At 67.5% G+C, this 22,985-nt stretch carries 27 protein-coding genes; 16 read left to right on the top strand and 11 right to left on the bottom strand.

The window, feature by feature from the left end:
- Nucleotides 1-21 precede the first annotated feature (21 nt).
- Entirely contained in the window at nucleotides 22-963 is a 942-nt protein-coding gene (accD, locus tag EOJ32_RS00350; RefSeq protein ID WP_127897327.1) for an acetyl-CoA carboxylase, carboxyltransferase subunit beta, read from the bottom strand.
- A gap of 88 nt (nucleotides 964-1,051) precedes the next feature.
- Here accD and cls point away from each other — a divergent pair, with 88 nt between their 5' ends.
- Nucleotides 1,052-2,479, top strand: coding sequence for a cardiolipin synthase (cls, locus tag EOJ32_RS00345; protein WP_127897326.1), 1,428 nt, complete (start codon nucleotides 1,052-1,054; stop codon nucleotides 2,477-2,479).
- Here the strand turns inward: cls and EOJ32_RS00340 are convergent, their stop codons facing one another.
- A complete protein-coding gene (locus EOJ32_RS00340) occupies nucleotides 2,480-2,941 on the bottom strand; it encodes an Lrp/AsnC family transcriptional regulator (protein ID WP_045982401.1) in 462 nt (153 codons plus the stop codon).
- A gap of 119 nt (nucleotides 2,942-3,060) precedes the next feature.
- On the opposite strand from EOJ32_RS00340, the gene EOJ32_RS00335 reads away from it, so the two are divergent.
- The 7 genes from EOJ32_RS00335 to EOJ32_RS00305 all read left to right on the top strand — a co-directional run bounded on the left by EOJ32_RS00335 (nucleotide 3,061) and on the right by EOJ32_RS00305 (nucleotide 9,365).
- Nucleotides 3,061-3,852 (top strand): phenylalanine 4-monooxygenase, encoded by a 792-nt coding sequence (locus EOJ32_RS00335; RefSeq protein ID WP_127897325.1) that lies wholly within the window; start codon nucleotides 3,061-3,063, stop codon nucleotides 3,850-3,852.
- A 13-nt stretch (nucleotides 3,853-3,865) separates the two neighbouring features.
- Nucleotides 3,866-4,204 carry a 4a-hydroxytetrahydrobiopterin dehydratase gene (locus EOJ32_RS00330; protein ID WP_127897324.1) on the top strand — a complete coding sequence of 113 codons (339 nt, stop codon included), beginning with the start codon at nucleotides 3,866-3,868 and terminating at the stop codon, nucleotides 4,202-4,204.
- Nucleotides 4,205-4,340: 136 nt separating this feature from the next.
- Nucleotides 4,341-5,126 carry a DUF6478 family protein gene (locus EOJ32_RS00325; protein WP_127897323.1) on the top strand — a complete coding sequence of 262 codons (786 nt, stop codon included), beginning with the start codon at nucleotides 4,341-4,343 and terminating at the stop codon, nucleotides 5,124-5,126.
- Nucleotides 5,127-5,136: 10 nt separating this feature from the next.
- Nucleotides 5,137-5,529, top strand: coding sequence for a hypothetical protein (locus EOJ32_RS00320; RefSeq protein WP_127897322.1), 393 nt, complete (start codon nucleotides 5,137-5,139; stop codon nucleotides 5,527-5,529).
- A gap of 108 nt (nucleotides 5,530-5,637) precedes the next feature.
- Entirely contained in the window at nucleotides 5,638-6,732 is a 1,095-nt protein-coding gene (nspC, locus tag EOJ32_RS00315) for a carboxynorspermidine decarboxylase (protein WP_205963194.1), read from the top strand.
- Between the two features lie 35 nt (nucleotides 6,733-6,767).
- Nucleotides 6,768-7,994, top strand: a complete 1,227-nt coding sequence (locus tag EOJ32_RS00310) for a saccharopine dehydrogenase family protein (RefSeq protein WP_127897320.1) — start codon at nucleotides 6,768-6,770, stop codon at nucleotides 7,992-7,994.
- Nucleotides 7,995-8,198: 204 nt separating this feature from the next.
- The gene (locus EOJ32_RS00305) at nucleotides 8,199-9,365 is read left to right on the top strand and encodes an AI-2E family transporter (RefSeq protein WP_240542459.1); all 1,167 of its coding nucleotides are present in this window, start codon (nucleotides 8,199-8,201) and stop codon (nucleotides 9,363-9,365) included.
- Nucleotides 9,366-9,417: 52 nt separating this feature from the next.
- On the opposite strand, the gene EOJ32_RS00300 is transcribed toward EOJ32_RS00305, so the two are convergent.
- Complete coding sequence (locus tag EOJ32_RS00300) at nucleotides 9,418-9,834, bottom strand: pore-forming ESAT-6 family protein (protein ID WP_045982408.1); 417 nt, start codon at nucleotides 9,832-9,834, stop codon at nucleotides 9,418-9,420.
- Between the two features lie 304 nt (nucleotides 9,835-10,138).
- Here EOJ32_RS00300 and EOJ32_RS00295 point away from each other — a divergent pair, with 304 nt between their 5' ends.
- On the top strand, nucleotides 10,139-10,474 hold the full coding sequence (locus tag EOJ32_RS00295) for a hypothetical protein (protein ID WP_052714780.1): 336 nt from the start codon (nucleotides 10,139-10,141) through the stop codon (nucleotides 10,472-10,474).
- Nucleotides 10,475-10,528: 54 nt separating this feature from the next.
- Here the strand turns inward: EOJ32_RS00295 and EOJ32_RS00290 are convergent, their stop codons facing one another.
- The 8 genes from EOJ32_RS00290 to EOJ32_RS00255 all read right to left on the bottom strand — a co-directional run bounded on the left by EOJ32_RS00290 (nucleotide 10,529) and on the right by EOJ32_RS00255 (nucleotide 17,628).
- Nucleotides 10,529-10,960 carry a MarR family winged helix-turn-helix transcriptional regulator gene (locus EOJ32_RS00290; RefSeq protein WP_127897318.1) on the bottom strand — a complete coding sequence of 144 codons (432 nt, stop codon included), beginning with the start codon at nucleotides 10,958-10,960 and terminating at the stop codon, nucleotides 10,529-10,531.
- 56 nt (nucleotides 10,961-11,016) lie between these two features.
- Nucleotides 11,017-12,024: a YeiH family protein gene (locus EOJ32_RS00285; RefSeq protein ID WP_127897317.1), complete on the bottom strand. Its 1,008-nt coding sequence runs from the start codon at nucleotides 12,022-12,024 to the stop codon at nucleotides 11,017-11,019.
- A gap of 39 nt (nucleotides 12,025-12,063) precedes the next feature.
- A complete protein-coding gene (dctP, locus tag EOJ32_RS00280) occupies nucleotides 12,064-13,110 on the bottom strand; it encodes a TRAP transporter substrate-binding protein DctP (RefSeq protein ID WP_127897316.1) in 1,047 nt (348 codons plus the stop codon).
- A gap of 20 nt (nucleotides 13,111-13,130) precedes the next feature.
- Nucleotides 13,131-14,420, bottom strand: a complete 1,290-nt coding sequence (locus tag EOJ32_RS00275) for a TRAP transporter large permease (protein WP_045982414.1) — start codon at nucleotides 14,418-14,420, stop codon at nucleotides 13,131-13,133.
- A complete protein-coding gene (locus EOJ32_RS00270; RefSeq protein ID WP_127897315.1) occupies nucleotides 14,420-15,013 on the bottom strand; it encodes a TRAP transporter small permease in 594 nt (197 codons plus the stop codon). The genes EOJ32_RS00275 and EOJ32_RS00270 overlap by 1 nt, the downstream gene beginning before the upstream one ends.
- A gap of 65 nt (nucleotides 15,014-15,078) precedes the next feature.
- Nucleotides 15,079-15,585, bottom strand: a complete 507-nt coding sequence (locus EOJ32_RS00265) for a flavin reductase family protein (protein ID WP_045982416.1) — start codon at nucleotides 15,583-15,585, stop codon at nucleotides 15,079-15,081.
- A complete protein-coding gene (locus EOJ32_RS00260; RefSeq protein ID WP_127897314.1) occupies nucleotides 15,582-16,472 on the bottom strand; it encodes an aldo/keto reductase family oxidoreductase in 891 nt (296 codons plus the stop codon). Before EOJ32_RS00260 ends, EOJ32_RS00265 begins: the two co-directional genes overlap by 4 nt.
- 1 nt (nucleotide 16,473) lies before the next feature.
- A complete protein-coding gene (locus EOJ32_RS00255) occupies nucleotides 16,474-17,628 on the bottom strand; it encodes an LLM class flavin-dependent oxidoreductase (RefSeq protein ID WP_127897313.1) in 1,155 nt (384 codons plus the stop codon).
- 90 nt (nucleotides 17,629-17,718) lie between these two features.
- Here EOJ32_RS00255 and EOJ32_RS00250 point away from each other — a divergent pair, with 90 nt between their 5' ends.
- From EOJ32_RS00250 to EOJ32_RS20600, 7 genes are all read left to right on the top strand, one after another.
- Nucleotides 17,719-18,435: a GntR family transcriptional regulator gene (locus EOJ32_RS00250; protein WP_369799445.1), complete on the top strand. Its 717-nt coding sequence runs from the start codon at nucleotides 17,719-17,721 to the stop codon at nucleotides 18,433-18,435.
- A gap of 9 nt (nucleotides 18,436-18,444) precedes the next feature.
- The gene (locus EOJ32_RS00245) at nucleotides 18,445-19,551 is read left to right on the top strand and encodes a Gfo/Idh/MocA family protein (RefSeq protein WP_371705721.1); all 1,107 of its coding nucleotides are present in this window, start codon (nucleotides 18,445-18,447) and stop codon (nucleotides 19,549-19,551) included.
- 88 nt (nucleotides 19,552-19,639) lie between these two features.
- Entirely contained in the window at nucleotides 19,640-20,794 is a 1,155-nt protein-coding gene (locus EOJ32_RS00240) for a cytochrome b/b6 domain-containing protein (protein WP_127897312.1), read from the top strand.
- Nucleotides 20,795-20,889: 95 nt separating this feature from the next.
- On the top strand, nucleotides 20,890-21,465 hold the full coding sequence (locus tag EOJ32_RS00235; RefSeq protein WP_045982427.1) for a YceI family protein: 576 nt from the start codon (nucleotides 20,890-20,892) through the stop codon (nucleotides 21,463-21,465).
- A gap of 136 nt (nucleotides 21,466-21,601) precedes the next feature.
- The gene (locus EOJ32_RS00230; RefSeq protein WP_127897311.1) at nucleotides 21,602-21,883 is read left to right on the top strand and encodes a hypothetical protein; all 282 of its coding nucleotides are present in this window, start codon (nucleotides 21,602-21,604) and stop codon (nucleotides 21,881-21,883) included.
- A 233-nt stretch (nucleotides 21,884-22,116) separates the two neighbouring features.
- Complete coding sequence (locus tag EOJ32_RS20605) at nucleotides 22,117-22,476, top strand: transposase (protein WP_341872777.1); 360 nt, start codon at nucleotides 22,117-22,119, stop codon at nucleotides 22,474-22,476.
- A complete protein-coding gene (locus EOJ32_RS20600) occupies nucleotides 22,394-22,885 on the top strand; it encodes an IS5 family transposase (RefSeq protein WP_341872776.1) in 492 nt (163 codons plus the stop codon). Before EOJ32_RS20605 ends, EOJ32_RS20600 begins: the two co-directional genes overlap by 83 nt.
- Nucleotides 22,886-22,985: the final 100 nt, after the last annotated feature.

Raw genomic sequence — 22,985 nt, 5'->3', positions numbered from 1 at the left:
GGGTATTTCGACAAAGAAGAATTACTCGGCCGGGGCCGGCGCAGGCGTGGGAGCCGGCGCCGGGATCGGGTCGTTGACCGGTTCGGGCGCTGGCAGGTCGGCGCGGGTGGGGGCGGGCAGGCCGCCCAGCATCCGCAGGATCGAGACCAGTTCGTCGCGCAGCTTGCCGCGATGGGTCACGCGGTCCAGCATGCCGTGTTCCAGCAGGTATTCGGAGCGCTGGAACCCTTCGGGCAGCTTCTCGCGGATCGTCTGTTCAATCACGCGCGGGCCGGCAAAGCAGATCAGCGCGTTGGGTTCGGCGATGTGGATGTCGCCCAGCATGGCATAGCTGGCGGTGACGCCGCCCGTGGTCGGGTGGGTCAGCACGACGATGTAGGGGATGCCGGCCTCGCGCAGCATCTCGACCGCGACGGTGGTGCGGGGCATCTGCATCAGGGACAGGATCCCCTCCTGCATGCGGGCGCCGCCCGCGGCGGAGAAGAGGATCATCGGCTTTCTAACCTTGATCGCCCGTTCGGCGGCCGCCACGATCGCATTGCCCACATACATGCCCATGGACCCGCCCATGAAGCTGAAGTCCTGGCCCACGGCGATGACCGGGGTGCGGCCGATCTCCCCCTCGGCGACCAGCATGGCCTCTTTTTCGCCGGTGGATTTCTGCGCGGCCTTCATGCGGTCGGGGTATTTCTTCTGATCGCGGAACTGCAGCGGGTCTGCGATGGGCTCGGGGACCTTGACCTCGACGAAGGCGCCGCCGTCGAACAGCGCACCGAAGCGGTCGCGCGGCGTGATCGCCATGTGGTGATCGCAGTTCGTGCAGACGTTCAGGTTGTCCGACAATTCGCGGTGGAACAGCATCGTCCCGCATTCGGGGCATTTCGTCCACAGGTTCTCGGGGACTTCGCGCCGCGAGAACAGCGAGTTGATGCGCGGGCGGACGTAGTTCGTGATCCAGTTCATCGCGAATGGCCTTGGCTGTTTCAGGCCCCCAGATAGGGCCCCACGCGGGGAATTGCAATTGCCGGGGGGGCGGCTGATGATGCCGGGCATGTGGACGACCCTGTTCTTTTTCACGCACACGACCCTGTCGCTGGTGATCATCGCCCGCGTGCTGCTGCGTCCCAGGGTCGAGCCCTCGGTGCGGCTGGCCTGGATCATGGTCGTCGAGGCGGTGCCGCTTTTGGGGATCGCGGCCTATCTGCTGTTCGGAGAGGTCCGCATGAAGCAGGCCGAGGTCCAGCGCATGTCCGACGTGCGCGACCGCCTGACCGGCCTGCGCACCGCCGTGCCCGCCGTCCGCGCCGACCGGTCCGACCCGGCGGGCCCGATCATCGCCGCGAACGAGGCGGTGGGCGGCATGCAGGCCGTCCAGGGCAACAGCCTGCAGCTGCTGGAGGAGAGCGACGGGGCGATCGACGAGCTGGTCGCGGCCATCGATGCGGCGACCGATCACGTGCATCTGCTGTTCTACATCTGGCTGCCCGATGCCAGCGGCACCAAGGTCGCCCAGGCCCTGTGCCGCGCCGAGGATCGCGGCGTGCAATGCCGTGTCATCGTCGACGCCCTTGGGTCGCGGTCGCTGGTCCGGTCGGAGCTGTGGGACCGGATGAGCCAGGCGGGCGTGGAATGCGTCACCGCCTTTCCCTGGGGCCTGCCCTTCATCAGCATCCTGTTCCAGCGTCTGGACTTGCGCAACCACCGCAAGATCCTGGTGATCGACAATGCCATGGCCTTCACCGGCAGCCGCAACTGCGCGGACATGGCGTTCGCGATCAAGGCGCGCTTTGCCCCTTGGGTCGACATCCTGGTTCGGGTCGAGGGACCGGCGGTGCGCCAGCTGCAGGGCGTCTTCCTGTCGGACTGGATGAGCTATACCGGCCGCGATCTGGGCCCCATGCTGCAGCCGGTGGCGCCGGTTGCCGATCCCGGCGTCGCGGCGCAGGTGGTGGCCACCGGCCCCGACCTGCGCGCGGGCAGCGTGTCGGACTGCCTGTCCGCGATGCTGCATGCGGCGCGCGACCGGGTGGTGATCACCACGCCGTACTATGTCCCCGACGATGCGCTGGACGCGGCGATCCGGGCAGCGGCGCGGCGCGGGGTGCAGGTCACCATGATCCTGCCCGCCCGCAACGACAGCCTGATCGTGGGGGCGACCAGCCAGGGCTTCTATTACGGGCTGCTGGCCGCCGGGGTCCGGCTGATGCTGTTCCGCGACGGCCTGCTGCATTCCAAGATCCTGACCGTGGACGGGCGCATGGCGATGATCGGCAGCGCGAACCTGGACCGTCGCAGCTTCGAGCTGAACTATGAGGTCAACATGGCGGTCTATGATCCGGAATTCGTCGGGCTGCTGGATGCGCGGCAGGCCAGCTATGTCGCGCGGGCCGACGCGATCACGCTGGACCAGGTGCGCGCCTGGTCGCCGTGGCGGCGCATCCGCAACAACGCGCTGGCGCTGGCATCGCCGCTGCTGTGATCACAGGGGCAGGGCGGTCGTGTATTTCGTCTGACGCAGCACGAAATGCGTCACCGTGCTGCGGATGATGCCCAAGGACAGCATCCGGCGCATCAGGAAATGTTCCAGCCCCTCGGGGTCGGTCGCCACGATCTTCAGCTGATAGTCGAAGGTGCCGGTGATGGTCGCGCATTCCAGGATCTGCGCCTCGGTCTGCACGAAGCGGTCGAACCGCGCCAGCGTCGCCTCGGTATGGTCCAGCAGCGACACCTGGACATAGGCCAGGGCATGCAGCCCGGCCTTGGCCGGCGGGACCAGCGCCACCTGCCGGTCGATCACCCCGGTCTCGATCAGCCGCCGCAGCCGCCGCCACGCGGGCGATGTCGACAGGCCCGCCGCATCGGCCAGCCCCTGGGTCGACAGGGTCGCGTCCTGCTGCATCAGGCGCAGGATGCGGCGGTCGGCATCGTCCAGATCGGGCATCGGTTTCCTCTGTTTCGGCGGTCTGCGAAATGATGTGCCGCCAAAGCCGGATGGACAACCCATTCCGGCAAGGTTTTTCCCCCGCATCCGGTAATCTGGACCGCAGAGGAGGACGTGCCATGCCGAAATCGACCGAATATGCCGCCAAGGTCGCCGACGACCGGGGTTTCATCGCCTATGACGCCGAGGAGGATGCCGTCTGGCGCGACCTGATGGCCCAGCAGTTGCCCGCCGTGCGGGACCGGATGGCCTCGCCCTATCTGCGGGGTCTGGACCTGCTGGACCTGCCGCAGGTCCGCGTGCCGCAATGCCCCGAGGTGTCGGCCAAGCTGGGCGCGCTGACCGGGTGGCGGGTGGAACCCGTGCCGGCGCTGATCGGGTTCGGGCGGTTCTTCGGCATGCTGGCCGACCGGACGTTCCCGGCTGCCAGCTTCATCCGCAAGCGCAAGCATTTCAACTACATCGAGGAGCCGGACATCTTCCACGAGATCTTCGGCCACACGCCGCTGCTGACCGATCCGGCCTTTGCCGCCTTCAGCCAGGCCATCGGCGCGGCGGGAACGCGCTGCGACAAGGCCGATTATGCCTGGCTGATCCGCCTGTATTGGTTCTCGATCGAATTCGGGCTAATGCGCGAGGATGGCCAGCTGAAGGCCCTGGGATCGGGGCTGGCCAGTTCGGTCACCGAACTGCCCTGGGCCATTTCCGGGCAGGCGGAACAGCGGCCCTTCGACGTGATCGACATCCTGCGCACGCCCTATCGGATCGATATCCACCAGCCGGTCTATTTCGTGATAGACGATCTGGACGACCTGTTCGCCGCCGCCCGGCGCGACCTGCTGGCCGACATCGCCCAGGCCCGCGCCCTGGGGCTGCACGCACCGAAATACCCGCCCAAGACCGCCGCCTGAAAGGACCGATGCCATGACCACCTGCGATCTTGCCGCCCGCGACTGCGAACCCTGCAAGGGGGGCGTGGCGCCGCACGACCCTGCGACCGCCGCCACCATGCTGAACCGGCTGACGGGCTGGACCCTGTCGGACGATGCCACCGCCATCACCCGGCGCTTCACCTTCAAGGGGTTCGCCAAGGCGGTGGAGATGGCGAACCTGGCCGCATGGCTGGGCAACAAGCAGGGCCACCATCCCGACATCGCCTTCGGCTGGGGCTATTGCGCGGTGACCTTCACCACGCACGAGGCCGGCGGGCTGACCGACAACGACTTCATCTGCGCCGCCCGGCTGGACGCGCTGGTGGCCTGAACGGCACGCGTCAGGGTTGTCCGGCGGCCCGTCACGGTCTATCCCCAAGGCCAGAGGTTTCCAGCATACGGGCCGTGCCGCATGACGAATCGTCGCCTTGTCCGGGATGACCGGCGCCAGACCGGGGGTCGCGTCCATGTCGCGCCATGAGACTAGCTGGCTGTCGCGCCGCCGGCGCGGCCATGCGGCCCGGCAATGGTCGCGGATGCTGAAATCGGTCACGCGCCGCGACCGGCCCCTGGATCCCGACCTGCGCGACGAGGCCCGCGACCTGCATCAGGTGCTGTCGCGTCTGCTGCACGCCGCCGACGCGCGCAGCGTGGGCGCCCGCGATTCCCTGTCGCGCATCGATCTGCCGGCGGGCACCGACTGGCGCTGGCGGCCCCAGATCCTGCAGGCGCGCCATGCCGCCCCCGCGCTGATCGCCCCGGAAGCGGGCCGGTGGCTGTCCCCCGAGGTGGCGCTGTTCCACGACTGCGCCGAACGTGCGCTGATCCTGCGGCAGGTGCGCAACCGCCGCGCCACCGACCTGTCCGATTACGGGCTGGCGCTGGAGGTGATGGGGTTTTCCGGAAGCTTCCTGTCGTTCTCGCTGTCGCTGCCGGTCGAGGCGCTGCGTGATCTGGGCGGGCATCACATCATCCGGCTGGACGCGACGCTGCAGGCGGAACGCCCCATCGCGGTCTATGCCCGGCTGAACATCCAGCAGGGTCCGAACACCGAAACCATGCTGCGCAAGATGGGCGAGCCGATCGAGGGCCGCCACTGCAACCGCATCGTCGAGTTCGACCTGGGCTATGCCGAACTGTCCGCCCGGTCGGTCGAGAAGGCATGGCTGGACCTGATCTTCGAGGCGCCCTTCATGAACGCGGTCGGCCTGCGCGATGTCATCCTGTCGCGCCATCCCCGCGCCCAGATCTGAGGATATGGCCATGCCGCATTTCGACAATCACGGCCTGAAGGGCGGCGTCTGGCGCGGCGCGCTGACGGGCATCGACGCACCCGGCATCCGGGTCGTGCTGATTCAGCACGCCGAGGTCCTGGCCGAGGCGCGCGTGACCGCCGACGGCCCCGGCCGCTGGCTGGTCGAGGCGGACCTGCCGGCCCAGGTCCTGTCGGACGGGGTGCAGACGCTGCTGCTGAAGACGGCGGCGGGGCCGGGACCGGACAGCGGGCCGGACGGGTATGTCCTGGCGCGGCTGTCGCTGATGGCGGGCCAGCCCCTGGACGAGGATCTGACCGCCGAGATCGCCGCCCTGCGGGCCGAGCTGGAACTGGTCAAGCGAGAGCTGCGCCGCTTTGCCGCCGACCTGACGGGGCGCTAGGTCCCGTCACCCGGCCGTCATGGTTCCTTGCGAAAAGCGGGGGGCGTGGCTATATCGCGGCTTCGCGACCCGCCCCCCGTGTTTCTTGACGTAAGGTTGACCATGACCCTGCCGCAGACGCCGCATTACCTGATCGACATGGCCCGTCTGCGCGCCAACATGGAAAAGGTCGCCCATCTGCGCGAGGCGTCGGGCGCCAAGGCACTCCTGGCGCTGAAATGCTTCGCCACCTGGTCGGTCTTCGACCTGATGCGCGACTACATGGACGGGACCACGTCCTCGTCGCTCTATGAACTGCGCCTGGGGCATGAGACCTTCGGCAAGGAGACCCACGCCTATTCCGTGGCCTGGGCCGATCACGAGATCGACGAGGCGGTGGGTTACGCCGACAAGATCATCTTCAACAGCCTGTCGCAGCTGGACCGTTTCGGCGCCAAGGCCGCGGGCATCGCGACCGGCCTGCGGCTGAACCCGCGCTTTTCGACCAGCGGCTTCGATCTGGCCGACCCGGCGCGGCCGTTCTCCCGCCTGGGCGAAGGCGACGTGGAGCGGCTGGAATCCGCGCTGGATCGCATCAGCGGCGTGATGATCCACTACAACTGCGAGAACGGCGATTTCGACCTGTTCGACCGCCAGCTGACCCGGATCGAGGACGAGTTCGGCACGATCCTCAAACGCCTTGACTGGGTGTCCCTGGGCGGCGGCATCCACTTCACCGGCGAGGGCTATCCGCTGGACCGGCTGGCCGACCGTCTGAAGGCCTTCCAGGACCGCTTCGGCGTGCAGGCCTATCTGGAGCCCGGCGAGGCCAGCATCACCAACACCACCACGCTGGAGGTCAGCGTCCTGGACATCATCGACACCGGCAAGCCCGTGGCGATCGTGGACAGCTCGACCGAGGCGCATATGCTGGACCTGCTGATCTATCGCCAGGACGCCCGCCTGCCGCAGGAGGGTGACCACCGGTACCAGATTGCGGGCAAGACCTGTCTGGCGGGCGACATCTTCGGAGAGGCGGGCTTTGACCGGCCCCTGCAGATCGGCGACCGGGTCAGCATCCAGGATGCGGCCGGATACACGATGGTCAAGAAGAACTGGTTCAACGGCGTCGCCATGCCCGCCATCGCGCGCCGCGAGGAGGACGGAACGATCCGCACCGTCCGCAGCTTCGGTTACGACGAATACAAAGGCAGCCTGTCCTAAGGCCACCCATCCTCTGCCACCTGAAGGAGACAGAATTGGCGAAGAAGAACGTGCTCATCATCGGTGCGGGCGGCGTGGCGCAGGTCACGGCCCACAAGGTCGCGCAATGGGCGGCCGAGTTCGGCGACCTGCACATCGCGAACCGCACGCAGGCCAAGGCCGACGCGATCATCCAGTCCTTGCGCGAGAAGGGTCATGACATGGCCTGGACCAGCCACGCGCTGGACGCCATGGACGCGGACGCGGTCGAGGCGCTGATCCGGCAGGTGGATGCGGGCATCGTCATCAACGTGGGCACGGCCTTCATCAACATGACCGTCCTTGAGGGCTGCATCCGCGCGGGCGCGGCCTATATCGACACCGCCATCCACGAGGACCCGGCCAAGATCTGCGAGACGCCGCCCTGGTACGGCAACTATGAATGGAAGCGCCGCGAGGACGTGGCCAAGGCGGGCATCACCGCCATCCTTGGCGCGGGCTTCGATCCGGGCGTGGTCAACGCCTATGCGCGCCTGGCCGAGGACGAGTATTTCGACAAGGTCGACAGCATCGACATCGTGGACATCAACGCCGGGTCGCACGGCCGCTGGTTCGCCACGAATTTCGACCCCGAAATCAATTTCCGCGAGTTCACCGGCACAGTCTACTCCTGGCAGAAGGGTGCCTGGCAGGAGAACCGCATGTTCGAGGTCGGCCGCGAATGGGACCTGCCCGTTGTGGGCAAGCGCACCGCCTATCTGTCCGGCCACGACGAGGTCCACAGCCTGTCGGCCCGCTATCCGCAGGCCGACGTCCGGTTCTGGATGGGGTTCGGAGAGCATTACATCAACGTCTTCACCGTCCTGCAGAAGCTTGGCCTGCTGTCGGAACAGCCGGTCACGCTGGCCGACGGCACCGACGTGGTGCCGCTGAAGGTGGTCAAGGCCGTGCTGCCCGACCCGGCAAGCCTCGCCCCCGACTATGAGGGCAAGACCTGCATCGGCGACCTGGTCCGCGGTACCCGCGACGGCAAGGAGGCCGAGGTCTTCATCTACAACGTCGCCGACCACAAGGAGGCCTTCGAAGAGGTCGGCAGCCAAGGCATCAGCTATACCGCGGGCGTGCCGCCGGTCGCGGCGGCGATCCTGATCGCGCGCGGTCTGTGGGACGCGGGCAAGATGGCCAATGTCGAGGATCTGCCCGCGCGACCCTTCCTGGAGCTGCTGGGAAAGATGGGCCTTCCCACCCGCGTCATCGACGCATCGGGCGATCATCCGGTCTGATCCAGGCCGATCCGGAATAACGTGAACGCGGCGGTTCGGAACATCCGGGCCGCCGCCTGCGTTTGCGCAGCACACGGGTGCCACCGGCGTTGGGGAACGCGGCGCCCGCATCGGGGGTTCGACATGCCAGGTCCTGAAGGACATCTTTTTCCACGGTTTTCACAACGCGCCGACAGCAAGGTCCCGGTTCTGGCGAACTGGGCCGTGATCGGCATCTTCCTGGTCATGGCCTTCGCCGCCATCGCTGCGGGACGCGATTTCCTGATGCCCGTCACCATGGCGATGCTGCTGTTCTTCGTCTTCACGCCCCTGCGCCGATTTGCCGAACGCCGCGGCATCCCGGATGCGGCGACGGCTGCGGGCATCACCCTGTCGATCCTGCTGGCCGTGGGGGTCATCGCCTATGCCGCCAGCGGCCCGCTGAGCCGGGCGATGAGCAACATGCCCATCATCAGCGCGCAGCTGGAGCAGAAGTTCGACAGCGTCCGCGACAGCCTGTCGGACCTGCGCGAGGCCGCCGCACGCATCGACGAGGCGCAGAACACCGATCCCGGCCCCGAGGAACCCCCCGCCATCCGCATCCAGCAGGAGGGCGAGACGACCCTGGGCACCGTCATGCACATGGCGCCGCTGCTGATGGGGCAGGTGTTGTTCACACTGATCCTGCTGTTCTTCCTGATCGCGTCCGGCGACCTGCTGTATCTGAAGATCGTCCAAAGCTTCGACCGCATGCGCGACAAGCGCGGCGCCTATCTGGCCCTGCGCCAGATCGAGGATTCGCTTGGCAACTATCTGGGCGCCATCACCATCATCAATGCGGGGCTTGGCCTGGCGGTGGGGCTGACGATGTGGGCCTGGGGGATGCCGGGCCCGCTTCTGTTCGGGATCGGGGCGTTCCTTCTGAACTTCATCCCCTATCTGGGGGCGATCACCGGGGTCGCCATATCGGGCATCGTGGCGCTGGTGGTGATGCCAGGGCTGTTCTGGCCGGCGATGGTCGCCGCAAGCTACCTGGGCCTGACATCGCTGGAGGGGCAGATCATCACGCCCTACTTCGTGTCGCGGCGGCTGCAGATGAACACGGTCGTGGTGTTCCTGGGCGTCGCGCTGTGGGCTTGGTTGTGGTCGGTCATCGGGATGATCATCGCGGTGCCCGTGCTGGTGGTGATCCGCGTGCTGGCCGAACACATCCCCGGGTGGGAGAAGTTCGGCAACTTTCTGGCGGGCGACGAACCCCCCGCCCTGACCGACGAGGACGAGGACGAGGCCCGCGAACTGGTCGAGGCGGGTGCCGCCGCCGAGGATGGCCCCGCCGCCCGCGCGGTCACGGCCGAGCTGGTCGCGACCCACGACGCCACCGATGCGCCATAGAAAAACGGGCCGGCGATCGCCGGCCCGTTTTCCGTTGTCATGGGCGTAAGGCTCAGCCTGCGGGCAGGGTGGGCGCGATCTCGTTCACAGCGGCCTCGATCTGCTGGCAGGTCGCCTCGACGGTGCTGCCGCGCTCTTCGACGGCATCGGCCAGGGACACCTCGGTTCCGCCGACGGACACGGTGCCTTGGGCGCCCTTCTCCTCGGCGGCGCTGCCGACGGCCTCGTCACCGCCCTGCAGAAGGCCGACCAGCTTGCCCTGGGCCTCGACGGCCTCGGCACCGGTGAAGCCCTGCTCCTGGCAGTACTGCAGGATGCCCAGCTGATTGCGCGCGGCCTCGTACGTGGTGCCGGGATCGGCGGGGGCGGTCTGCGCGGGGGCATCCTGTGCGGGCGCTGCGGCATCCTGGGCGACAACGGCGGCGGGCAGCAGGCCCAGACCCATGGCGAATGCGATCTTGCGGATCATGTCGTTTCCTTTTTCTGCGTACCCGGTGGTGATCCGGGCAACGTCGGCAGGACGCTAGACCGAGCGATCGGGAATGACCCGATCCGCACCGTCCATGACCTCCATACCGGCAAGACCCTGCCTGAAACCCGCCCTGGGATCGCCGGATCTGGGCAGGTTCCGGCGCAGGCTGTTTACCCCCGATCACATCGGCACACGAAATCATCAGCAGCCCCCGTGACACGGGCGTGATTGAACCGTTCGTCCGCCCAAAGGTTGGGTGCGTGACAGCGGCATCGACCGCAGCGAATCACAGGAGAGTACGATGACCAATCCGATCGCATCCCTGAAGCTGGGTGGCGTGGCCGCCGTCCTGACCGCCCTAATGGCGACGGCTTCCCTGGCCCAGACCGCCGTGCCGACGGAGGGGATGACCACCATGGAGGAGGTCCAGTTCCCGACCCTGGACGGGTTCGCGACCGACCAGGAGGTCATCGACAGCCTGTCCGCCCAGGGCTACGAGAATGTCGTCGTCCTGCGCGGCCCCGAGACGCTGATCGTCAGCGGGGAACGCGGCGGCCTGCCGACCGAGTTGATCTTCAGCGCCACGGACGGGACGCTGCTGATGGTCGACGGGATCGAGCCGGTGACCGACGGCTGATCCGATGATCTCTTGTTGAACAGGCCGGGTCATGTGCCCGGCCTTTTTCATGGGTCACGGCGCGTCGGGATCCTGCGCCAGCTGGTCCAGCGCCGCGGACAGGGCGGCCGCGTCAGATCCCAATTCCGCCAGCAGGCGATCCTGAAACGCTTGCGCGACCTGGCCCAACCGGTCCATCAGATCACGCCCTTGCGGGGTCAGTTCCAATACGATCAGGCGGCGGTCGCCCGCATGGTCCGACTTGGCGACCAGCCTTGCCTGTTCCAGCCGCGTCGCCGCCCGGCTGACGACCGACTTGTCCAGATTGACGCGGGTGTGGATGTCGCGGACGCTGACGGAACCGGAATGGTTCAGATGCGCCAGCACCCGCCATTCGGGAATCGTCAGCCCTGCTTCGGCCGCATAGAGGCGGGCGAAACGGCGGCTGACCTGCTGGGCCGCGACGGCCAGGCGATAGGGCAGAAAGTCGTCCAAGTGAAAGGCCATGATCCCCTCCGGTCCGGATCAGATGGCCCGAAAGCGGGGCAGGGGGCAACCGCCCGTCACACCAGTCCCAGCATCAGCGGCACCGCGATCAGCGTGGCCAGGGCGGCGGTCTGGACCAGAAGCATGGCGATGGCGGCGGCGCCGACCTGCGCCATGCGCGCCAGCGCGGTCTTCATGCCGACCGCGGCCACGGCGGCGACCAGCAGGGCCCGCGACAGGGTCGAGGCGGCATCGGTCACGGGCAGCGGCACCAGATGCGCCGAATTCGCCGCCGCCAGCACCAGAAACACCAGCACGAAGCCCGGCAGCAGCGGCGGGCGCGCGGCCCCCGCGGGCGCGGCACGGCGCAGGACCAGCGCCGCAATCAGCACGACGGGCGCCAAGAGCGTCACGCGGATCAGCTTGACCACGGTGGCGATGTCGCCTGTCTCCTCGGAGACGGAATAGCCCGCGCCCACGACCTGGGCCACGTCATGGATCGTGGCACCCAGGAACAGGCCGGTCTGATGCTGGTCCAGGCCCAGGCCCGCCGCCAGCATCGGATAGACGATCATCGCGAAGGTCGACATGACCGTGACGGTGATCACGGTAAAGGACAGGTCGCGTTCCGCGCTGTCCCGCGCGGGCAGGACGGATGCGATGGCCATCGCCGCCGATGCCCCGCAGATCGCCACCGACCCGCCGGTCAGCAGGCCAAAGGCGCGGTCCTGGCCCAGCCTGCGCGCCAGCGCGACCGATCCCAGGATCACCGCCGCGACCGATCCCGCGACCAATGCCACGAAGGGCCAGCCGATCGCGGCGACCATGTCCAGCGACACCCGCAGGCCCAGCAGCGCGACCCCCGCGCGCAGCAGGGTGCGGGCGGCAAAGTCGATGCCGGGACCGGCGCGGTCGTCCTCGGCCAGGAAATGCAGCGGCATGCCCAGCAGGATCGCCATCAGCATCACCGGCACGCCGTAATGGCCGGACAGGAACTGCGCCGCCATGGCGACGGTGACGGCCAGCATCAGGCCGGGCGCCAAGGCGCGCGCGCGGGCGGCAAGGGGGATGTCGGTGCGGGTCATGGGCGTCCAGGGGGGCCGGGTCGCGGCCCCCGGCAGGGGTTACTGGATGTCGCGGGCGCGTTCCTCGGCCAGCGCGGTCTCGGCCTGGGACACGGCCTCGCGGAAGCTGGCCAGGATCTCCTCGCCACCGTCGACATTGCCGGTGAACCAGTCATAGACCGGGGCCGCGGCCTCGGTGAAGGCGGCCTTCTCCTCGGCCGTGGGGACATAGACCTCGCCGCCGCCGGCGCGGAACTCCTCATAGGCCGCGATGGACTTGCGCTTGGGCGACGCGAAGGTCGCCTGCTGCAGCTGGGCGAACCCGTCGACCACGATGGCGCGCATGTCCTCGGGCATCTCCATGAAGCGTTCGTTCGACATCCACCACATCGCGCCCATGTAGGCGTGGCCGTCCAGCGTCAGGTATTGCAGCCCGGCTTCGGGGAAACGCATCGACATGATGTCGGTGATGCCGTTCGCGGTGCCCTCGACCACGTTGGTCTGCAGCGAGGTGAACAGTTCCGCCCAGGGGATCGGCGTGGGCGAGGCGTCCAGCGCGCGCACCAGCTCCTGCGGCAGGTCGGCCACGACGGTGCGCATCTTCAGGCCCGACAGGTCGGCGGGCGTCTGGATGCGGCGCTTGGTGTTGGCGAAGTTGCGCCAGCCGCCGGTGTTGCCGATCGTCATCAGCCGCAGCATCCCGCCCGAATCCTCCAGCGTCATGTCGCGCAGCTGGCGGGTGAAATCGCCGGTCAAGACGCGTTCGGCCACCCGGTCGTCGGCCATGATGTAGGGCAGGTCCAGAACCTGCAGATAGGGAAACAGCCCCGCCGCCCCGTCCGAGGTCGAGATGTAGACGTCAATCGAGCCGTCGGCCACGCCCTGGAGGCATTCCGCACCGTTCGAGCAGAGCTGCGTGCCCATGAAAATCTCGACCGCGATGGCGCCGTTGGAGGCCGCCTCGACATGCGACTTGAAGACCTGCAGGCCGTCGAAATCCTCGTCGTTCTCATTCGAGTTGGCCACGGCGCGCAGGGTATAGTCCTGGGCCATGACGGGGGTGGCCAGCGCCAGGGCGGCGGCCAGGGTCAGTGCGGGTTTCAGCATGGTATCCTCCCTTGGTGGTCTCAGTCCGCAAAGCCGGTCAGGCGCGGGATGGTCATGGAAATGGCCGGGACATAGGTGATCAGGAAGATCACCAGCACCTCGACCAGCAGGAACGGCAGGATGGCGCGGGCGATGGTCATGACCTTTTCGCCCGACACCGCAGAGGCCACGAACAGCACCAGCCCCATGGGCGGCGTGGCCAGGCCCACCGTCAGGTTGACGCACATGATGATCGCGAAATGAACGCTGTCGACGCCCATGCCGGTGAAGACCGGCCCCAGGATCGGCGCCAGGATGATGATCGCGGGGCCCGCGTCCAGGAACATGCCGACGACGAACAGGAACAGGTTGATCATCAGCAGCAGGATAAGCGGGTCGGCGGTCAGCGTCAGGATCCAGTCGGCCATCATCTGCGGCGTCTGCGACAGCGAGATCACCGTCTTGAACGACATCGCCGCCCCCACCAGCAGCAGCACCACCGCCGAGGTCAGCGCTGCGCGGCCTAGGACGTCCGGCAGTTCCGCGATCTTCATCGTGCGCAGCACGAACAGGCTGATGACCAGCGCATAGACGGCGGCGACGGCGGCGGCCTCGGTGGGCGTGAAGACGCCGCCCAGGATGCCGCCCAGGATGATGACGGGGGTCATCAGCGGAAAGAACGCCTTGAGGCTGGCCTGTCCGCGCTGGCCCCAGCTTTGGCGCGGCGCGGCGATGGGAAAGTCGTAGCGGTCGGCCATGACCTTGACCGCGATCATCAGGCCCACGCCCACCAGGATGCCGGGCACGATGCCCGCCAGGAACAGCGCCGCGACGCTTTCGCCCATCACATAGGCATAGATGATCATGATCCCCGACGGCGGGATGATCGGCCCGATGACCGAGCTGGCCGCGGTGATCGCGGCGGCGAAGCGGCGGGTATAGCCCTGCTTCTCCATCGCCGGGATCAGCATGGACCCAAGCGCCGAGGTGTCGGCCACGGCCGATCCCGACAGGCCCGCGAACAGCATCGACGACAGGATGTTCACATGCGCCAAGCCGCCGCGGAAATGCCCCATCAGGGCCTGGGCGAATTCGACCAGGCGCAGCGTGATGCCGCCGCGGTTCATCAGCTCGCCCGCCAGCATGAAGAACGGGATCGCCATCAGCGGAAAGCTGTCCATGCCGTTGTAGAGGTTGCGGTACAGCAGCGTCAGGTCGCGTTCCTGTCCGTTCAGCATCAGCAGGATGCCCGGCGCCGCCAGCATCCCGAAGAACACCGGCAGGCCGATCAGCAGAAAGGTCAGGAACAGCGGCAGAAACAGGATCAGCATCACTCGGCCCCCCGCAGGCCCGCATCCAGCCCCTCGATCGGGGGCAGGTCGCGGGCGCCGCCCAACTGCGCCAGGATGCGCAGGATCAGTTCGACATTCACGGAAATCAGCAGCATCAGCCCGACCGGGATCGACGCCATCATCCAGGACCGCGGCACCCGGTACCAGTCGCCGAAATCCAGCGACGTGGGCAGGAACAGCGATGCGCTGGCAAAGCGCCCGCCCAGGCCCGTCACCTCGCGCCAGCCGATCTGCACGGCTGCGACCAGCACCACCAGCGACACGACCAGCAGGACCAGGTTCAGCAGCCGCGCGGCCGTCGCGGGCAGCATGGCGGGAAGAAAGTCGATCGCGACGAAACCCCCGCGCCGGAACGCGGTCGGCGCCATCAGGCCGGTCATCCACAGCATGCAGAACCGCGCGGCCTCGTCCGGCCAGGCCAGGGCGCTGTTGAAGCCATAGCGCGCGACGACCTGCACGATGGTCACCACGACCATCAGGCCGATGGCCACGATGCCCACCGCGCGCCCCGCGCGCAGCAGCTGTTCGTTGATCCGGGACAATGGCCGGACAAGGCCCGTCAGCAGGCGCATCTTGGGTGTCTCCTCCCCCGTTTCGTGACGGTGCCGGGCCTCCTCCTGCCCGGCGCCGCGGTCAGTCAGCCTCTGGCGATCCCGGCGATTTGCCCGCCGAAGAAGGCCAGCGGATCGCCTTCGGTGATCTGGGCGTGCAGGACGCGACCGACGATGATCATGTGGTCGCCCGCCTCGTGCATGGCGAACAGGTCGCAATCGAACCGGGCCAGGCAGCGGTCCAGCACCGGCACGCCATGCGCGTTCGCGGACAGGCCCGCATGGTCCAGCGCGTTGCGGTTGCGCGCGACGGTCCAGGCCAGATCGGCCTGGTCGGCGGCCAGCACGTGGATGGCGAAATGGCGCGCCTGCGCAAAGACCGGAAAGCGGGAGCTGGCCAGCGCCGGCGACCACATCACCAGCGGCGGGTCCATCGAGATGGACGAGAAGCTGTTGGCGGTCATCGCCGCGCAGCCGCCCTCGGTCGCGGCGGTCACCACCGTGACCCCGGTCGCAAAGCGGCCAAAGGCATCGCGCAGCAGCCGCCCGTTCTGCGGATCGGGAACGAAGCTGTGCGGGATCGGTCGCGTCATGGCACCTCTTGCCCAAGGGCTGCTTGGTAAAGGCGGAACCACTGCACGCGGTCCAGCCGGACCTTTTCGGCATCGGCGATCCGGGCGATCCGTGCAAGCGAATTGGTGCCCATGACCGGCAGGATGGTCGCGGGGTGGCGCAACAGGAACGCAACAGCCACCGCCGCGCGGTCCACGCCGAATTCCGCCGCCAGCGCGTCCAGTTCAGCAGCGACGGGACCGTGACCGGTCATCAGGCTGCCGCCGCCCAGGGGCGACCAGGCCATGACCGGGTCGCGGCGGCGCTGATGAAAGGCCAGGTCGCCGTTGGTGAAGGGCTGGATCGCGGCCAGCGACACCTCGATCTGGTTGGTGACCAACCGGGTCTGCATCGACCCCTGCAGCAGCTCCACGTCCCAGGGGCGGAAGTTCGACACGCCCACCGCGCGGACCTTGCCCGATGCCACCAGCGCGTCCAGCGCCGCGCCCGTGTCGTCGGGGTCCATCAGCGGGTCGGGGCGGTGGATCAGCAGCAGGTCGATCCGGTCCGTGCCCATGTCGCGCAGCGACGTGTCGACCGCGGCGCGGATGTGATCGCCGGACGTGTCGTAATGCTTGCAGGCCGCGTCGGCGTATTTGCCGATCGGTGCGATGATGTCGCATTTCGTGACGATCTCGATCCGGTCGCGCAGGCCGGGGCTGGCACGCAGGGCGGCGCCCAGGATGCCTTCGGCGGTATAGGCGCCATAGATGTCCGCCTGGTCCATCGTGGTGATGCCCTGGTCCAGGCAGGCCTCGATCTTGGCCTGGACATGGGCGGGCGAGGTGTCGGCATCGTCGCCGATCCGCCACATGCCATAGACCAGCCGCGACAGGCTCAGATCGTCGGTCAGCGTCACACGGTTCATCTCAGCGCCTTTCGCCGGTGCCCAGGGGCGTTGCGGGGGTGGTGTCGGGCACGCGGCCCCAGACACGGTTCAACTGGCAGGTATTCATCTGGGGCAGGACGCGGCTGCCGAAATGGCAGGCCTCGTCGTTGTGGGGATAGCCCGACAGGATGAAGGCGCGGATGCCCATGCGACGCAGCTCCTCCAGCTTGGTCAGGACCTGGTCGGTCGATCCGACGATGGCCGCGCCGCAGCCCGACCGCGCCCGGCCCACGCCGGTCCACAGGTTGGGCTCGATATAGCCTTCCAGATCGGCCAGCTCTCGGTTGCGCGCCTGGCGGCTGACGCCGAGCGAGCCCGCGTCCAGCGCGCGTTCGCGGATCAGCCGACCCTGGTCATCGTCCAGCTGGCTGACAAGGTCGCGGGCATATTCGCGGGCCTCGGCCTCGGTGTCGCGGACGATCACATGGGCGCGAAAGCCGTAATCCAGCGTGCGGCCGTATTTCTCGGCCGCGGCATGGGCGGCGCGCATCCTGTCGGCGATGTCCTCGGTCTTCTCGGGCCACATCAGATAGACGTCGCAATGCTGGCCGCACAGGTCCAGCGCGTCGGGGGAATACCCGCCGAAATACAGCATCGGCCCGCCCGTCTGATAGGGCTGGACAGGATCGGTGGTCAGGCCGCTGAAATCATAGACCTGACCCTGATAGTTGATTTCGCCCTGCGTCCAGGCCTGCTTCAGGATCTCGACCACCTCGCGACTGCGCTGATAGCGGAAGGGGCTCGGCTCCTGCTGGCCGGGGAAATTGCTGCTGATGATGTTGACCGTCAGGCGGCCCTCCAGCATGTGGTCCAGCGTGGCGATGGTGCGGGCCAGCATGATCGGCTGCATCTCTCCGCAGCGGACGGCAGCCAGCATGTTGATGCGTTGGGTGATCGGCGCGCAGCCCGCGACGAAGGACAGCGTGTCCTGTCCGACCTGATAGCTGGACGGGCACAGGATGTTGCCGAAACCCTGCCGTTCGGCGGTGCGCACGATGTCAGAACAATGCGCCCAGGACGACCGCAGCGACCCGTCGGGCACGCCCAGATGGCGGTAATCGTCGGAACACAGCGCCGCGAACCAGGCGACCTCGACGGCATCCAGATCGGCTGAGGTGACGGGGACGACGGTCATGGTTTCCTCCCGGGACGGCGTCGGATTTCCCTTTGCATAGCGTCCCCCATCGTGTAAATCAATGGTGTATCAATTTACCGGGGGACGGTCGTGGCAGGGGCAGGCGAACATCGGTCGGACGCGTTGCCGATCCACCTGCAGATCACCGAGATGATGATTCGCGACATCGCCGCGGGTCGTCTGGTCGATGGCCAGAAGCTGCCGCCCGAACGCCAGATGGCCCAGGCGCATGACACCACCGTGCGGACCCTGCGCAAGGCGCTGGCCGAACTGGAGGCGCAGGGCCTGCTGGACCGTCGGCAGGGATCGGGGAACTACATCCGGGCGGGCGAACCGACGCGGGCGGTCTATTCGATGTTTCGGCTGGAACATGCGCAGGGCGGGGGCGGGCTGCCGCGCGCGCGGCTGCTGTCGGTCGGATCGCATCCCAAGGATGCCGGCCAGCCCGCCTATGGCAGCGCCGATCACGGCACCCGGTTCCGGCGCCTGCGGTTCCTGGACGACACCCCCATCGCGGTCGAGGAGATCTGGCTGGACGGCGGGGCCGGGGCCATTCCCCCCGAGATGGTGCAGGATTCGCTGTATCTGACCTACAAGCGGGCGCTGAAGCTGTGGATCACCCGGGCCGAGGATCGCGTCGGCCTGGGCACCGTGCCCGACTGGGCGCCGCCCGATTTCGCGCCCCGCCCCGGCAGCACGACCGCCTTCATCCAGCGCCTGTCCTGGGCGCAGACACAGGACGCGGTCGAATTCTCGCGCACCTGGTACGACACCGACCGCGCGCTCTACGTCCAGCGCCTCGTCTAAGGAGATCCCATGACCATGCAAGACAGCCGCGTGATCACCTATGGCGTGATCGGCTGCGGGATGATGGGCCAGGAACACCTGCGCAACATCGCCCTGCTGCCCGGCACCGCCATCGGTGCCATCTTCGAACCCGACGCCGCCATGCGCGCCCGCGCCGCGGCGCTGGCCCCCGGTGCGCGCATGGTCGACAGTGTGGCCGACCTGCTGGCGCATCCGGGGCTGGACTGCCTGCTGATCGCCAGCCCGAACCACCGCCATGTCGAACAGCTGCAGGCCGTGGCCGCGCACAGGCCGCTGCCGGTGCTGGTGGAAAAGCCGCTGTTCACCCAGGCGTCGGACGCGGCGGCGGTGGCGGAACTGGCCGCACGGCACGCGGCGCCGGTCTGGGTCGCGATGGAGTACCGCTACATGCCCCCCGTCGCCCGGCTGCTAGAGATGGCCCAGGAGGCCACCGGCGGCATCCGCATGCTGAGCATCCGCGAACACCGCTATCCGTTCCTGTCCAAGGTCGGTCAGTGGAACCGCTTCAACCGCTACAGCGGCGGGACGTTCGTCGAGAAGTGTTGCCATTTCTTCGACCTGATGCGGCTGGCGCTGGGGTCGGATCCCGTCCGCGTCATGGCCACCGGCGGGCAGGCGCTGAACCACCTGGACGAGGTGCATGACGGCCGGACGCCCGACATCTTCGACCACGGCTATGTCGCGGTGGACTTTGCCGACGGCACCCGCGCCATGCTGGAGCTGTGCATGTTCGCCGAAGGATCGCGCTGGCAGGAGGAGATCAGCGCCGTGGGCCCCCGCGGCAAGATCGAGGCCTTCGTGCCTGGTCCCACGCGCTTCTGGCCCGCGCATCTGGGCGATCCGCCCGTGGCGCAGGTCGTCGTGTCGCCCCGCGAACCCCGCGGGCCGCAGGTCCACGTGATCCCCGTGGACCCGACGCTGCTGGATGCGGGGGATCACAACGGCTCGACCTTCTATCAGCACCGGGGGTTCTTGGAACTTGTCCGCGGCCAGCGCGACCGCCCCGACGTCAGCGTCCAGGACGGCATCTGGGCCGTGCGCATGGGGCTGGCGGCGCAGACCGCGATGATCGAGCGGCGCGTCGTCGAATTGTGACGCCCCGCACAGCGGATGTGCGGCCAAGGCAGTGCCGCGCATCCGCGAAACGCGCTATCAGGGGAAAAATCCGCATCGAAGGCCCCCCATGCGCCAGAACACCAAAGCCAGCTATGGCAGCGTCGCCCGCAGCCTGCACTGGCTGACCGCCCTGATCATCCTGTCCAACATCGCCCTGGGCCTGTGGGCCGAACGCATCCCGCTGGAGCAGATGGCGCTCAAGGTGCAGGTGTTCTCGTTCCACAAGACGCTGGGTCTTGCGGCGCTGGTCGTGGCGCTGGTGCGCATCGGCTGGGCGCTGACCCAGACGCGCCCCGCCCCCGTCCACCCCGAACGCCGACTGGAGACCCTGCTGGCCGAGGCGGTGCATTGGACGCTTTACGGGTCGATGGTGCTGGTGCCGGTGACGGGCTGGATCGAACATGCCGCGACCGACGGGTTCGCGCCGATCCTGTGGCCCTTGGGGCAGGGGCTGCCGCTGGTGCCGAAATCGCCCGCCCTGGCGATGGTCATGGCCCAGGTGCACCACGTCTTTGCCTTCCTGCTGATCGGGTCGGTGGTCCTGCATGTGGCGGGCGCCATCAAGCATGCGGTGATCGACCGCGACGGGGTGCTGGGCCGCATGACGCGGGGCGTGCCCGCGGGCCGGGGCGTCGCCGCCCGCCACGCGCTGCCGGCGCTGGTCGCGGTGGCGGTCTTCGGGGCTGGGGCGGCCTATGCGCTGGCCACCGCGCCGCGCGACGCGGCCCCGGTGGCGATGCTGGAACAGGCGGCGTCTGAATGGCAGGTCACCGACGGTGAACTCGGCTTTGCCGTGCGCCAGATGGGATCGACCGTGACTGGCAGCTTTGCTGACTGGACGGCGGCAATCACGTTCGACCCGGACAGCGGCACGGGCGCAGTGACGGTGACCATCAACATGGACAGCGTCACCATCGGCACCGTCACCGACCAGGCCAAGGGGGCCGAGTTCTTTGACGTCGACGCCCATCCCACCGCCGTCTTCGAGGGCACGATCCGACCCGAGGGCGCGGGCTATGTCGCCGAAGGACCGCTGCGCCTGCGCGACCAGCAGATGCCCGTCACGCTGCCCTTCGATCTGACCATCACGGACGGCGTCGCCGTGATGCAGGGGCAGGCCGTGATGGACCGCCGCGACTGGCAGGTGGGGGCGGGATATGCCGACGAAAGCACGGTGGGGTTCCAGGTGGACCTGAGCGTCGCGCTGACCGCCACACGGTGATGTGCGCTGGCTGACAGCCCCTGTTCGCGCATCGCTAGTTGCCCCACGGGCCGCTTCCAAGGATGGTGCCCCCACAACAAACGGAGATTCCGATGCTGAAAACGACCGCCCTGACCGCCGCTTTCGCCCTCGTCGCCGGTGCCGCCCTGGCCGAGCCGCAGGCCTACAGCCTGGACACCTCGCACAGCCAGATCGTGTTCGACTACAGCCACCTGGGCTTCTCGACCACGACGGGCATGTTCGGCGACATCACCGGCACGATCATGTTCGACGCCGAGGACCCGGCCGCATCCTCGGTCGAGGCGACGTTCCCGGTCGCTTCGCTGATGACCGGCTTTGCGGGCCGTGACGAGCATTTCCTGTCGCCCGACTTCTTCGGCGCCGAGGGTGCCGCCCCCGAGGTGACCTTCAAGTCCACGGGCATCGAGGTCACCGGCGACACCACCGCGCTGATCACCGGCGATCTGACCCTGAACGGCGTCACCAAGGAGGTCGTGCTGGACACCACGCTGAACCAGCAGGGCACCCACCCGATGGAGAACAAGCCCTGGCTGGGCTTTGACGCGACTACCACCCTGCTGCGCAGCGACTTCAACGCCGGCATGTTCGCCCCCGCCGTGTCCGACGAGGTCGAGGTCCGCATCTCGGTCGAGGCGATGCCGGCCGAATGATCGCCGATCCGGCGTGACGACAGGGGCCCGTGGCATCGCCGCGGGCCCTTTCGCATGTCGCCGATCCGATAGCCGGGTCGCGGCCGGCATGGTTGACTGGTCTGCGCGAATCACCGCTGGATCGGAAGACCGCCGCTTGACCGGTAGGACCATCCTTGCCCTGCTGGCGGCGCTGCCGCTGGCCGCCTGCGTCGGTGACGACCTGACCGGCCCCGCCGCCACCGCCTGCCGTGCGGCCATCGCGGCCCAGGTGGGCAGGGGCCTGTCCGCCGTCACCCTCGTCGCCATGACCGAAACGCAGGCAGGCGCCGAGGTCGAGGCCGCCGTCACCGGGGCCGAGGCGCCATGGACCTGTCGGACCGACGCCGCCCATCGCGTGCTGGGCGTGACGTATTCCGGCAGCGAGGGGGCCCTGTGAGCCCAAAACGAAAAGATGCCCGCAGACCACCTGGGGCAGGGTTCATAAGATTGCATCTGGGGGGATGACTGGTAGCGGAGGTGCGTTTCAGTTCCACCCCCCGACATGATCTTGGTTTGTTTTACTTAAGATATGTCGGATAAATCTGGGCGGCGATTAGGATCAGGACCCATTGATCCGCTTAAGGCTGTCGCCGCTGCGTGATTCAAGGCCCCGATTTGACAGGGGTGTTGATGAGCAACCTTTTCTGGCTGACCGACGCGCAGATGGACCGGTTGAGGCCGTTTTTTCCAAAGAGCCATGGCAAGCCGCGTGTCGATGACCGGCGCGTGTTGAGCGGCATAATTTTCGTTAATCGCAATGGCTTGCGGTGGTGCGATGCCCCGCGTGAATATGGACCGCCGAAGACCCTCTACAATCGATGGAAGCGGTGGGGTGACATGGGAGTTTTCGCCAGGATGATGGAGGGACTGGCATCCGAAGGCACCGAGCAGAAGACCATCATGATCGATGCGACGTATCTCAAGGCGCACCGCACGGCTTCGAGCCTGCGGGCGAAAAAAGGGGACCCGGCGATCAACGCGGACGTCTGATTGGCAGAACGAAGGGCGGATTGAACACCAGTTGCATGCTGTCACCGACGCCAAGGGACGGCCCTTAAAGTCCTTCATGACCGCCGGGCAGGTCAGCGACTACATCGGAGCCGCGGCCTTGCTGGGCAGCCTGCCCGGAGCCGAATGGCTGATTGCCGACCGGGGCTACGATGCCGACTGGTTCAGGGAAGCGTTGAAAGACAAAGGGATGAAGCCCTGCATCCCAGGCCGGAAGTCGCGCGGCAAGGCCGTCCGCTACGACAAGCGCCGCTATAAACGGCGCAACCGCATCGAGATCATGTTCGGCAGGCTCAAAGACTGGCGCCGCATCGCGACCCGCTACGATCGATGTGCAAAGACCTTCCTGTCAGCAGTCGCCCTCGCAGCTACCGTCATGTTCTGGCTTTGACGATCAATGAGTCTGGAGCCTAGGAGAGCGGCCACTGTAAGCGTCTTCGGGGCGGTGCCATGTCTTCATCCGCATTCAAGGCGGAATAAATAGGCTGAGA

This window comes from Paracoccus sp. Arc7-R13 (assembly GCF_004010775.1).
In the GTDB taxonomy this organism is placed as follows: Bacteria; Pseudomonadota; Alphaproteobacteria; order Rhodobacterales; family Rhodobacteraceae; genus Paracoccus; species Paracoccus marcusii.
The sequence above is the reverse complement of the archived record's forward strand: the minus strand, read 5'-3'. Positions and strand labels throughout refer to the sequence as shown.